The organism is Accumulibacter sp., assembly GCF_029255145.1.
In the GTDB taxonomy this organism is placed as follows: Bacteria; Pseudomonadota; Gammaproteobacteria; order Burkholderiales; family Rhodocyclaceae; genus Accumulibacter.
In genome coordinates, this window is record NZ_JAPUVQ010000133.1 from 1 (window position 1) to 13,030 (window position 13,030).

The 13,030-nt window shown below is 63.0% G+C and carries 10 protein-coding genes; 7 read left to right on the plus strand and 3 right to left on the minus strand.

Features of this window, described 5'->3' with window-relative positions:
• Nucleotides 1–392: 392 nt before the first annotated feature.
• The 7 genes from map (at nt 393) to Q1L50_RS16150 (ending at nt 10,299) form a co-directional block, all read left to right on the plus strand.
• Nucleotides 393–1,196 (plus strand): type I methionyl aminopeptidase, encoded by an 804-nt coding sequence (map, locus tag Q1L50_RS16120; RefSeq protein WP_300340593.1) that lies wholly within the window; start codon nt 393–395, stop codon nt 1,194–1,196.
• 3 nt (nt 1,197–1,199) lie between these two features.
• Nucleotides 1,200–3,782, plus strand: a complete 2,583-nt coding sequence (locus Q1L50_RS16125) for a [protein-PII] uridylyltransferase (RefSeq protein WP_300340596.1) — start codon at nt 1,200–1,202, stop codon at nt 3,780–3,782.
• 402 nt (nt 3,783–4,184) lie between these two features.
• A complete protein-coding gene (locus Q1L50_RS16130) occupies nt 4,185–4,643 on the plus strand; it encodes a hypothetical protein (RefSeq protein WP_300340599.1) in 459 nt (152 codons plus the stop codon).
• An 87-nt stretch (nt 4,644–4,730) separates the two neighbouring features.
• Entirely contained in the window at nt 4,731–5,021 is a 291-nt protein-coding gene (locus Q1L50_RS16135; protein ID WP_300340601.1) for an HPr-rel-A system PqqD family peptide chaperone, read from the plus strand.
• A complete protein-coding gene (locus tag Q1L50_RS16140; RefSeq protein ID WP_300340603.1) occupies nt 5,018–5,938 on the plus strand; it encodes an HprK-related kinase A in 921 nt (306 codons plus the stop codon). The genes Q1L50_RS16135 and Q1L50_RS16140 overlap by 4 nt, the downstream gene beginning before the upstream one ends.
• On the plus strand, nt 5,928–7,076 hold the full coding sequence (locus tag Q1L50_RS16145; protein WP_300340606.1) for a nucleotidyltransferase family protein: 1,149 nt from the start codon (nt 5,928–5,930) through the stop codon (nt 7,074–7,076). Before Q1L50_RS16140 ends, Q1L50_RS16145 begins: the two co-directional genes overlap by 11 nt.
• 103 nt (nt 7,077–7,179) lie before the next feature.
• Nucleotides 7,180–10,299 (plus strand): error-prone DNA polymerase, encoded by a 3,120-nt coding sequence (locus tag Q1L50_RS16150; protein WP_300340608.1) that lies wholly within the window; start codon nt 7,180–7,182, stop codon nt 10,297–10,299.
• 32 nt (nt 10,300–10,331) lie between these two features.
• On the opposite strand, the gene rimO is transcribed toward Q1L50_RS16150, so the two are convergent.
• The 3 genes from rimO to Q1L50_RS16165 form a co-directional block, all read right to left on the minus strand.
• Nucleotides 10,332–11,657, minus strand: coding sequence for a 30S ribosomal protein S12 methylthiotransferase RimO (gene rimO / locus Q1L50_RS16155; protein WP_300340610.1), 1,326 nt, complete (start codon nt 11,655–11,657; stop codon nt 10,332–10,334).
• A gap of 123 nt (nt 11,658–11,780) precedes the next feature.
• Nucleotides 11,781–11,990 (minus strand): hypothetical protein, encoded by a 210-nt coding sequence (locus tag Q1L50_RS16160; protein ID WP_300340612.1) that lies wholly within the window; start codon nt 11,988–11,990, stop codon nt 11,781–11,783.
• Nucleotides 11,991–12,499: 509 nt separating this feature from the next.
• Nucleotides 12,500–12,955, minus strand: a complete 456-nt coding sequence (locus Q1L50_RS16165) for a PEP-CTERM sorting domain-containing protein (RefSeq protein ID WP_300340613.1) — start codon at nt 12,953–12,955, stop codon at nt 12,500–12,502.
• Between the last annotated feature and the right edge of the window lie 75 nt (nt 12,956–13,030).

The following is a 13,030-nucleotide window of genomic DNA, read 5'->3' on the forward strand; positions in this document are numbered from 1 at the left end:
CCAGACCAACCTTGGCCTTGAACTCCGGCGTATGTACCTTCCGGGTAGTTGCTTCACTCATCGCTTCTCGCTCCTATGATGGAGCACAGCTTAAACCACTGTCTGATTTCCGGGGACCACTATAGTCCAACTGCTTGTGGCCCAGGCCTCGGCTTTTAGGCGTGAACGCTTATTTCGGAGGAGTCACGACGATGGTATACATCCGATTGCCCTGTCTGGCGCTTCTACCCCGACGGCTTCTTGTGGCGATCAAACTCACCCTGAAAACAGACGGAGTCAAGTGGTGGCACGGGTCAGCTTGTCCGCGGCGAGTTACGCCGCCCAGCAAATTGCCTTAGCCCGTTGCTTCCTTTATCCTTCGTTCCTTTTCACCTTGGTCCCGACCTCAACGCATGAGCATAGCACTCAAGACCCCGCAGGAAATCGACAAGATGCGCGTCGCCGGCCGCCTGACGGCCGAGGTGCTCGACTACATCACACCGCTGGTGAGATCGGGAATCACCACCGGCGAGCTGGATCGACTGTGTCACGACTATATCGTCGATGTCCAGGGCGGCATTCCCGCGCCGCTCAACTACGCTCCGCCAGGCTACCAGCCTTATCCGAAATCGATCTGCACTTCGGTGAACCACCAAGTCTGCCACGGTGTTCCGGGCGACCGGCAGCTGAGAAATGGTGACATCGTCAATATTGACGTCACGGTGATCAAGGACGCGTATCACGGCGACAGCAGCCGCATGTTCCAGGTCGGCGAAACGTCAGTTCAGGCACGAAGGCTCTGCGAACTCACCTTCGAATGCCTTTGGCTGGGCATTGTGCAAGTAAAGGCCGGCGCACATCTCGGCGACATTGGTCACGCCATTCAGCAACAAGCAGAGCGAGCTGGTTGCTCGGTCGTGCGCGAATTCTGCGGTCACGGCATCGGCGCCAAATTCCATGAAGAGCCGCAGGTGCTTCATTATGGCCGCCCCCACACCGGTATCCGGCTCGAAGCGGGAATGGTTTTTACCATCGAGCCAATGATCAACGCCGGCAAGGCCGCCATCAGAACGATGGCTGATGGCTGGACGATCGTAACCAAGGATCACAGCCTCTCCGCACAGTGGGAGCACACCATTCTGGTCACCGAGACCGGCTACGAAGTACTCACCGTGTCGGAGGGTACACGGCGGCCACCGGACTCGATCGGGTCTTAGCCAATGGACGCCGAGACCGTCGATCTTCAGACGCTGGTCGCGCGCTACCGGTCGCGCTTGCAACTCGGGCAGACGACAATCCGCGAGCGCTATCTCGCAGACGGGGATGCACCACGACTGCTGCGCGAGCGGTGCCGCCTGATTGACGAGGTGCTTTGTGACCTATGGCAGGCGCTGCACTTGCCAGTGTCGCTGGCCCTGCTGGCAGTCGGCGGCTACGGGCGCGGCGAACTCTACCCCGCCTCCGACGTCGACCTCCTGCTCCTGCTACCGGAGCCGCCGGGCGACGCACTGATTCCGCAACTGGAGCGGGCGGTGACCCTTTGCTACGATATCGGTTTGGAGGTCGCTCCCAGCGTACGCACCGTTGGCGAGTGCGCCGACGCAGCCGCCGGCGACCTCACGATCCAGACCGCCTTGATCGAGGCTCGCCTGCTGGTCGGCAGCGAGGAGCTCTTCGACGAGTTCTCGGCGGAACTGGAAAAGGTCCTTGATCCACACACGTTCTTCGAAGCCAAGCGAAGCGAGCAGGACGAACGCCACCTGCGCTTCGACGATACGCCCTACAGCCTGGAACCGAACTGCAAGGAAAGCCCGGGCGGCCTGCGCGATCTGCAGACGATTCTCTGGATTGCCAGCGCCGCGGGCTATGGTCGCAGCTGGGACGATCTGGCGCAATACGGCTTCCTGACCCTCGAAGAGCAGGAACAGCTGAAGCGCAGCATCGGCTTCCTGCAGCAGCTGCGAACCCGCCTCCACATTCATGTTGGTCGCCGTGAAGACCGCCTCCTTTTCGATTACCAGACCGCGCTCGCCGAACAGCTGGGCTACCAGGCGACCGAGACCCGCCGAGCCAGCGAACGGCTGATGCAGAAGTATTACCGCACGGCTAAGGAAATCACCCAGATCAACACCATCCTGCTCCTGAATATCGGTGCCGCCATATCGCCTCTGCCGGAGCAACCGCCACAGCCGATCAATGAGCGTTTCCAGAATGCCCACGACTTGCTCGATCTGATTGACGACGAGGTTTTCCACCGCGATCCGGGCGTCATCCTCGAAGCCTTCCTGCTGATGCAGCGGCATCCCGAGTTGCAGGGAATGACCGCGCGTACGTTGCGCGCGCTGTGGCACGCCCGCACGCTGATCGACGACGCCTTCCGCTGCGACCCCGGCAACCGCGCGCGCTTCATCGAGATTCTCCAGCAGCCGCACGGCGTGCTGCATGCGATGCGGCGCATGAACCAGTTCGGGATTCTAGGTCGCTATCTGCCCAGGTTCGGCAAGATCGTCGGCCAGATGCAGCACGACCTGTTCCACGTTTATACGGTCGACCAGCACATCCTGCGCGTCCTGCGCAACCTGCGCCGCTTTCTCGCCGACGAGTTTACGCACGAGTATCCATTGTGCAGCGAGTTGATCGGTGATTTTTCTCGCCCGTGGGTGCTCTACATCGCAGCCCTTTTCCACGACATTGCCAAGGGACGAGGTGGCGATCATTCGCGACTGGGGGCGGTCGATGCCGCCGAGTTCTGCTCCGCGCACGGCGTCGATGCCGACGATAGCGAACTGATCGTCTGGCTGGTCCAGCAGCACCTGTTGATGTCTACGGTGGCCCAGAAACAGGACATCGCCGACCCCGACGTGATGGGAGCATTTGCCGCGATGGTCAAGGACGAACGTCACCTGACCGCGCTTTATCTGTTCACCGTCGCCGACATACGGGGGACCAGTCCGAAAGTCTGGAATAGCTGGAAGGGACAGTTGCTCGAACAACTCTTCAGGAGCACCTGCCGAACGCTGCTGGCCGGCGGTCAAGTGCCGGTCAGACAAGGACTGATCGAGGATCGCAGACGTGAGGCCTTGCGCCTGCTACGCTATTTCGCGCTGCCCGACGCGGTGCACGAGCGCCTGTGGAAGCAGCTCGACACCGTGTACTTCCTCCGCCATTCGGCAGAGGAGATCGCCTGGCACACCCGTGCCTTGCACTATCGGACGAGTGTCGAGCAACCGGTGGTCAAAGCGCGCATCAACCCGCAGGGCGACGGCCTTGAAGTGATGATCTACACACTCGATCAGAACGACCTGTTCGCGCGCCTGGTCGGGTTTTTCGGCCGTGCCGGCTACACCATCGTCGATGCCAAGATCCACACGACCCGTCATGGCTACGCGCTGGACAGCTTCATGCTGCTCGACCTCAGCGATCGTGGCAGCGACCGGGCGATGATCAACTACATCGAGCACGAGCTGACGGTGCGCCTGACTTGGCAGAGCCCGCCAGAGTCGCCAGGCAGCGGACGGATCTCCCGGCAAGTAAAGCACTTCCCGATTCAGCCGCAGGTGACCATCGAGCCCGACGAAAAAGGCTCGCGCTACGTACTCTCGGTAAGTGCCGCCGACCGCCCGGGCCTGCTCTACACCATAGCCATGACATTGGCCGCACATGGTGCTAATCTGCATACAGCGAAGATCTCCACGCTCGGCGAACGCGTCGAGGATACTTTCCTGATCAGTGGCGGCGACCTTGGCAAGACCTCCAGCCGCATAAAGCTGGAATCCGAGTTGCTGGAGCGTCTGAAACTCTGACGACGCGCTCCGTCGGCGCAGCGCTCACGCGTACACGCCCGAGGCCTTTCGTTGTGCCCCCGGGAACGTATTGAGCCGTCTTGGTAGCGGTCCACGAAGACTGTCGGTTTTTTTTACACCCAGGCACTTCGTGGCTCCTTGGGGGTCGCGGCGCACAACGGCATCTAGATGATTTATAGCTATATTTTCAGTTGTTTTCACACCAGGCATGGACCTTGCTTACGGTTTAGTGAAGAGTAATTTGGTCATGGCAAGTGCACGACCACGGTTCCGGTGGGCCAGCTTCCTTGGCAAGAACGTGACGTAATCGACAGTTGATCTGCGTCGCGAGAGCGAAACTGGAACCTGTGGGACCTGACGCACACCTGCACCGCGCACAGAAAACTTTTGGGAGTTGCTTCGATGAAATCTACAGAACCGCTTGACCGCACGGGAACATCGGTGGACTTGTCGTCTGCGACCGGTGAAGCAGCCAACCTTGGCAATACGTCGGCTCCGGACAACAAGCGGCGGCGTCTGGTCCGCGGTGCGGTGGCCATGGCGCCACTGGTGCTGACCTTGCGCAGTGGGGCGCTGGCGGCAGCGTCCTGCACGGGGGCGAAGTTCGTCGGGACCACCACGGCCAATGGCGCGCTGCGTCAAGCTCCCCCCACTCTCACGGAGGCCGATACGTGCTTCGCCAGTCCGGGCATCTGCCCGGGGTACCCGATTTTCGGCCCCACCAAGGTCACTTCCGTAGGCGCCAACCTGGGGCCTGTCAGTAACGTCAATGGCGCCATCAGTTGTGGCAATCAGTCCGGTGTCACCGTTGCCATTCTCAGTTCCGCGGCCGCCACTTCCTTGATGGGCCACACTCCTTGAGCGGTAGATCCTGATTGTTTCGCAATCGACTGAAGTCGGCTTCAAGACCTTCTGCGCGGCGACATCCCCTCCGATAGGGCAGAACCGATGGTCTTGATGGCTGCCACTCGCGGTCTGGTTTGGCAGGACTGGGACGATGTCTACATCGTCTATCAACCTTCATCTGCCGAAACCCACGTCTTCAACGAAACTACCGCAGCAATCCTCAGATCTCTGGAAGCCGAACCACTAGCGGCGGACGGTGTAAAGCGCGAGACCGAGGCTGCTCTTGGTGTGGCGCAGGGAGGGCTGGCTGCCGACGATTTCGTGTTCGCCACGCGCCGGCTGGAGGAACTGGGACTGATCGAGTACCTGGACGAAGCGATTGGCGGGCAATGATCGTCGGTGACTTGAGTCACCGGGAGTTTGGGGAACAGCTGGGGGGCGATGGCCTGGCACTCCAGTTCGGCCCTTTCAACCTCATGGTCCGCTCCAACCTCAGATCGTTCGCATCGCTCGCACATCAGCTTTACGAGCCGTACCCTTTGCTGGAGCCGGCGGCGATCTGCGACTTTCACGTTCACATCAACGCGCCTCGCGGGCTGCGCCGATGGCTGCGACGACAGGCGTGTTTTGGCGTCGATGGGCAATCCCCCTTCGCTCCCTATGCCGTCGAACACGCCTTTCCCGCCCTCGAATGGGGAATCAACTGGTGCGTGGCGACACGCTCGCATCATCTGCTGCTGCTGCACTCGGCGGGAGTCGAGCGCAACGGCCAGGCGATCCTTTTTCCGGCCTCGCCCGGCGACGGCAAGTCGACGCTCTGTGCTGCCCTGATCCATTCCGGATGGCGGCTCCTCTCCGACGAATTCGGCCTGGTGCGGCCGGAGGATGGCCTGCTGCTCCCCGTGCCGCGCTTGATCCCGCTGAAGAACGAGTCGATCGAGGTGATCAGGAACTTTCGGCCGGAGGCGATCATTGGCCCGTCTTTCCTGGCGACGCGCAAGGGGACAGTGGCGCATGTGCGTCCGCCGCTGGACAGCATCAAACGCGCACAGGAACCCGCTCGCCCACGCTGGTTCATCTTCCCCCGCTGGGTCGCCGATGCACCGCTCACTCTTGAACCAATGCCGAGAAGCCAGGCATTTCTGATGGTTGCAACCAACGCTTTCAACTACGAGGTCCTCGATGAGGCCGCATTCAGGCTGGTCACCGACATGATTCGCTCCTGCGATTCATACTCGCTGATCTACTCCGATCTCGACGAGGCGGTTAGCGCCATCGACCAACTTTCCCGCACCGGCGATGGCTTCTAGGGCGACCAGCGAAACCAGACGGGCGCAGCGGCTCCTGCTCGAGGCGCTGCAAGCGCCCGAACGACTGCCCGCGCTGCCGCCCGCCGACTGGGAGCTGCTGTTACGCGTGGCGCGACGCGCCCGGGTGCTGGGGAGGCTGGAGTCCGACCTGGGCCGGGCGGATCTGCTCGGCAGCATCCCGCCGCGCGCCGCTGATCATCTAAGGGCGGCCCGCAACGTCATCGGACATCGAAAAACCCTGATTTCCTGGGAAGTAAACCGCCTGCTTTGGGCGCTCAAGGGCATCGATGTGCCGCTTATCCTGCTCAAGGGCGCCGGCTATCTCCTCGCAGAACTGCCGCCGGCGCGCGGCCGGATCTTCGCCGATGTCGATCTGCTGGTGCCGGAAGAGCGGATCGGGGAAATCGAGGAAAGACTCGTCGAACGCGGCTGGTTCAAGACCCAGATCGACCCTTACGACGACCGGTACTACCGCGTCTGGATGCACGAGATTCCACCGCTCCGTCACCAGGAACGAGGCACGGAGATCGACATCCACCATCGGCTGCTGCCGAAAACCAGCCATCTACAATCCAACCCCGCACCGCTGTTCACGGCTGCCAGAGCGCTCGCAGACCCGCGCCTACGCGTTCTGGCACCCGCCGACATGGTTCTGCACGCACTGGTGCACCTGTTTCTCGAGGGTGATCCTGACGAGGGTCTGCGCCTGCGCGATCTGGTCGATGTTCATGATCTGCTGCGACACCATGGGCAGGATCCTGGCTTCTGGGCGGGTCTCGGGCCACGGGCACGCCGCTTGGGTTTCGAGCGTCCGCTGTTCTACGGATTGCATCATGCGCAACGACTTTTCGGCACACCGATTCCCCCGGATGTGTTGCGCGGGCTGGAAGACGCAGCGCCCGCCTGGCCGATCCGCCGGCTAATGGATCGTCTGATTCACCTCGCGCTGCTGCCTGGACACCCCGATCACCCTTCCCGCCTGGCGGTTCTGGCCCGCTGGCTGATTTACGTGCGCGCCCATTGGTTGCGGATGCCGCCGGGCCTGCTCATCAAGCACCTGTCGCACAAGGCCTGGCTGCGGTTTCGCGGATTCAGGAAGCGGGTCGACCTGGCCCAACTCGACCTCAAACAGCAGTAACCGGCAAGAGTCGGCAAGGTCAGGGGAGCGTTCGCAATCCAGCGACAATCTGGAACAAATCCCGGGCATCAAGTTATACTGTAAATAAAAACAGTATCTCGCCATGTCCGACGCGCTGCCGCTCTACGCCGAACTCCACTGCTGCTCCAACTTTTCCTTCCTGCGCGGTGCGTCGCATCCGGAAGAACTGGTCGAGCACGCGCAGGGGCTCGGCTACAGCGCGCTGGCGATCACCGATGAAGCGTCGCTGGCTGGTGTCGTGCGGGCGTATCGGGCAGCCAGCACGTGTGGTCTGCAGTTCATCGTCGGCGCCGAGTTCCGTCTCGCCAACGAGCCGGGGTCCGGCCTCAAGCTGGTCCTGCTGGCGCAGAACCGTGCCGGCTACGGCAATCTGTCGGCGCTGATCACGCTGGCACGACGACGCTCGGTCAAGGGCGAGTACCGTCTGTACCGCGGCGACTTCGAAAGTCCTGGCAACTTCGCCGGCAGCAGCGGCGCCCTGCCCGATTGCCTGGCGCTGTGGATCGCGGACACAGACGCCAGTGCGGACGATGGACGCTGGCTGGCGACGCGCTTTCCGGCGCGGTCCTGGGTGGCCGTCGAACTCCATTCCGGACCCGATGACGCGACGCGACTGGCGGCGCTGCTGCAGCTGGCCAGAGCGAGCGGCCTGGCGGCAGTTGCGGCTGGCGACGTGCACATGCATCTGCGCGCGCGCCGCCCGCTGCAGGATACGCTGACCGCGATCCGTCTGAAGACTACGGTCTTTGCTGCTGGCCGCTTGCTCTTTGCCAATGGCGAGCGCCATCTGCGCAGCCGCTTGCGGCTGGCACGGCTCTACCCGCCCGAACTGCTGGCCGAAACGCTGGCCATCGCCGCGCGCTGCAGTTTTTCACTCGCCGAACTGCGCTACGAATACCCCGACGAAGTGGTTCCGGCGGGCCAGACAGCGCCTGGCTTCCTGCGGGCCGAAGTGACAAAAGGGCTGAGCCGGCGCTATCCCGGAACGGTGCCGCCCGCGGTGCGCGAGCGCGTCGAACACGAACTCGCGCTGATTGGCGAACTCGCTTACGAACCCTACTTCCTGACCGTCTACGACATCGTCAATTTTGCGCGCAGCCGCAACATCCTTTGCCAGGGGCGCGGTTCGGCAGCCAATTCAGCCGTGTGTTACTGCCTTGGCATCACCGAAGTCGATCCGCTCCGTTCGACGCTCCTTTTCGAGCGCTTCATCTCCCGTGAACGCGGTGAGCCACCGGATATCGACGTCGATTTCGAGCACCAGCGGCGCGAGGAGGTGATCCAGTACCTCTACGCCAGGTACGGGCGCGAACGTGCGGCACTGACCGCCGCCGTGATCACCTACCGAACCCGTGGTGCCCTGCGCGACGTCGGCCGCGCGCTCGGTTTTGGCAGCGCCCAGATCGACGCCCTGACCGCTTCGCTCGCCTGGTGGGACAAACGCGATCAACTGCCCGATCGCCTGCGTTCGGTTGGCCTTGACCCGGCGGCGCCGCGCGTTGCCAAGTGGCTGGCGTTGGCCGACGCGCTACGGGGCTTTCCGCGCCACCTCTCGCAGCATGTCGGTGGCTTCGTCATCGCGCGTGGCCCGCTGGCACGGCTGGTACCGGTAGAAAACGCCGCGATGCCCGAACGGACGGTAATCCAGTGGGACAAGGACGACCTCGACACCCTCGGGCTACTGAAGGTCGACGTCCTGGCGCTCGGCATGCTCTCGGCGATTCACCGGGCGCTCGATCTGGTCGGCATCCGCTTGCCGGACGTCCCACCCGAAGACCCGGCGGTCTACGACATGCTTTGTGCCGCCGATACGGTCGGCGTCTTCCAGATCGAATCACGGGCGCAGATGGCCATGCTGCCGCGCCTCAAACCGCGCAACTTCTACGATCTGGTGATCGAAGTGGCGCTGGTCAGGCCGGGCCCGATCCAGGGTGACATGGTCCATCCCTACCTGCGTCGCCGGCACGGCAAGGAGCCCATCGAACTGATGCGCCCGGAGATCGCCGCCGTCCTGGGCCGTACCTGCGGCGTGCCGATCTTCCAGGAGCAGGTGATGCAACTGGCGGTGGTCGCCGGCGGCTTCACTCCCGGCGAGGCCGACCAACTGCGCCGCGCCATGGCCGCCTGGCGACGCAAGGGCGGACTGGAGCCTTTTGAAGAGAAACTAATCACCGGCATGCGCCAGCGTGGCCACGATGAAGCCTTTGCGCAGCGCATCTTTGCCCAGATTCGGGGTTTCGGCGAATATGGTTTCCCTGAATCACACGCCGCCTCGTTCGCCCTGCTGGTCTACGTGTCGGCGTGGCTCAAGCGCCATCATCCGGCGGCTTTTCTGTGCGCCCTGCTCAACAGCCAGCCGATGGGCTTTTACTCGCCTTCGCAGTTGCTCCAGGACGCGCGCCGGCATGGCGTGCAGGTTCTGCCGGCGACGGTGACCGACAGCCGCTGGGAAGCACAACTCGAAAGTCCGGGACAGGTCGAGATCGCTGGCAGCAGGCCCGCCGTCCGCCTGGGTCTTGGCAGCATCGCCGGCCTGTCGCAGACCGCCACCGCTCGCCTGCTCGAAGCCCGCCAGCAGCGTCCGCTGGCCAGCGTCGCCGACCTCGCAACCCGGGCACAACTGGCCGCCAAGGAACTCGCGCTGCTCGCGGCTGCCGGTGCCCTGATCAGCCTCGCCGGCCATCGTCGGCAAGCCGCCTGGGCAGCCACTGGCGTCGCCGGACAACTCGATTTGCTGGCTGACGCGCCACCGCCGGAAGCCGCGGTCGAACTCCCGACCCCATCCGAGGCTGACGACCTGATCGCCGACTACGCCAGTACCGGTCTGACCCTCGGTCGCCATCCGCTGACCCTGCTGCGCGCCCGCCTGGCGGCGCAACGCTACGTCTCCGCCAGTCAGCTACAGAACGCCGCCGACCGCCAGCTGCTGCGTGCCGCCGGAATTGTTACCTGCCGGCAGCGGCCAGGCACTGCCAGCGGGATTGTTTTTGTCACCCTGGAAGACGAAACCGGGCTGGCCAACGTCGTCGTACACTCACGGCTGGTCGACAGCCAACGCCGCGAGCTGCTCGGCGCACGTCTGCTCGGGGTTCTCGGGCAGGTTCAGCGCGAAGGTCAGGTCGTCCATCTGGTTGCCAAGCGCCTGGTCGACCTGTCTTCGCTGCTCGGTCGCCTGCCCACCGCGAGTCGCGATTTCCAGTGATCGGTGGCCAGACCGCCAGGCCGGAAGATCCGTCAAGCAGCGCTGGCAACGACCTCGGCGTAGAGATCGTGCTCGTCCGCATCGAGCACCCGCACCCGCAGAAAATCACCGGGCTCGGCGTCAAAATACTCGTTGATGAACACCAGACCGTCGATTTCCGGCGCGTCGGCGGCCGAACGGGCAATCGTTCCTTCGTCGTCCACCTCGTCGACCAGAACGTCGATCTCACGGCCGATCTTGGCAGTCAGCAACTCCGCGGAGATATCTTCCTGCGCTTCCATCAGGCGTCGCCGCCGCTCCTCGCGAACGTCCGCTGGCACCGCATCGGGCAGCGCATTGGCCGCCGCGCCGGCCACCGCCGAATAGGCAAAGCAGCCCACCCGGTCGAGGCGGGCTTCCCTGACGAAAGCCAGCAATTCCTCGAACTCGGCTTCGGTCTCGCCGGGGAAACCGGTAATGAAAGTGCTCCGGACCGTAAGCTCGGGGCACACCGCGCGCCATGCCCGGAGACGCTCCAGGTTATCCTCGGCACTGGCCGGGCGCTTCATCGCTTTCAGAACGCGCGCACTGGCATGCTGGAAAGGCACGTCGAGGTAAGGCAGGATCCTGCCCTCGGCCATCAGCGGCAACAGGGCGTCCACGCTGGGGTACGGATAAACGTAGTGCAGGCGCACCCAGATCCCCAGATCCCCCAGCGCTTCGCAGAGTTCACGCAACCTGGTCCGCAGCGGACGACCACCGGCAAAGCCCGTTCGGTACTTGACGTCGACCCCGTAAGCGCTGGTGTCCTGCGAGATGATCAGCAGTTCGCGCACGCCGGCCTCGGCCAGATTCCTGGCTTCCTGCAACACGTCGCCGATCGGTCGGCTGACCAAAGGCCCACGCATCGAAGGGATGATGCAGAAGGTGCAACTGTGATTGCATCCCTCGGAGATCTTGAGATAGGCAAAATGCTGCGGTGTCAGTTTGACACCATGTGCCGGCACCAGGCTGGTGAATGGGTCGTGCGGCTGCGGCAAATGCGCATGCACATGCCGCAGCACCTCGTCTGCGGCATGCGGACCGGTCACCGCCAGCACCTGCGGATGCGCCTTGCGGATCAGTTCCTCCCTGGCACCCAGGCAACCGGTAACGATCACCTTGCCGTTCTCGCTCAGCGCCTCGCCGATCGCATCGAGCGACTCCTCGATTGCTGCGTCGATAAAGCCGCAGGTATTGACGACAACCAGATCGGCCCCTTCATACGACGGTGAAATCAGATAGCCTTCGGCGCGCAGCTTGGTGAGAATCTGCTCGGAGTCGACCAGCGCCTTCGGACAACCCAGCGAAACGAAACCGACACTTTTCGGCTTGGACATGGCGTACCACTTGTGTTGATCAGCGCGCCAGTATACCGCCAGCAGGTCGCCCCTGACCCGCGGTATTGATCAAGCGCGGTCAAGCGCATGCCGTCCCGCTTCCCCGGCCACCACCCGCGATCACTAACGGGCGGGCAAGGAACGACCCGCCAGTACCAGCAGCAGAAAGAAACAACCGATGACGACTCCGCCGATACCGGCCTGCAGAAGCGTTGCCAGTTGAAAGGTGCCCAGGTAGAAATTCCCGAGAAAGCGCATCACGGCGGCAACGAGGCACAAGCCCAGGCCACCAATTCCCGCAACGCGCCCGAGCAACAGCAGAAGACCATCCATTTCTGACTCCCTTGTGTGAAAAAGCGATTGGCCTTTTTCTCCCGCTCCAGGAACAGCCGGAGCGATCCCGGCGGGCGAGGCTACGTTGAGCGAAACGTCGACCGAGCACTTTCCGCCCGGATTGTAAGCGAGAGCAATCCGGAGTCAAGCACTCAAGCACTCAAGCAGCCGAAGCAAGCGCGAACGACAGCCAAGCACTGGTAGTGGTTTCCTGGCCACCTGAGCACTTCCCTCGGCACGAAGCATACGCTATGCCGGCAGCGTGTTGCCAAGGTCGCGCTCTGCCGCATCGACTTCCTCACCAGAGCTTCGTGCTCTTCAACCATTCTGTGCTGGACGCAACGGGATCCGGATAGCCGCCCGCCCAAAACTGAAGCATTGGACAGCCGCTACGAGGAACCAGCGGCCTAAGCCATGACGATGGATTTCCCGCGCCTCGGAGAAGGGGCTGTTCCGGTTCGCCGTCGCCGGACGGGGCCACGCCATGAGGGTGTGGCCCTGCCGTTCGGTCAGAGCCTCCCTCTCGCGACCAGCGCAAGAACGGCAAGCGTCAGCAGCGCCTGGGTCCCGGGCTCGGGAACACTCTCGGATGCCGCAAAGTCTATCGTGGCGGAAGAAAACTGACCACCAATGTAGGCCACGATGCGATTGTCTACAATTGGCGACCAGCCGACGCCGCCATCAAACCAGTCGGTGCCGCCGTTTATCCGCGTCGTGTCGTCGGAGGTCGTGCCAGGGGTACCGTTGTGGTTGAAGCCCTGCTTGGCGTCGTGCACCCAACTGATCCATGGCACCCCCAGGATCTCGCCGGCACCGACGATGTCGATCATGTGGCCGCCGCCGCCGTCCCAGCCAATGCGCACCTCGACGTCCTCGCCGTGCCGAATTTCGTCGATGATCCATTGCACCAGGCTGCCTAGCAGCCTGTCGGACTTCACGCTGGCCAAGCCGGCGCGTTTCACCATACACAACAATCAAGCCGGATTTTCGTGATTTTCCCGCTTTTCCGAGAGTTTTCCCCTCATTTTCCCTACTGTGGG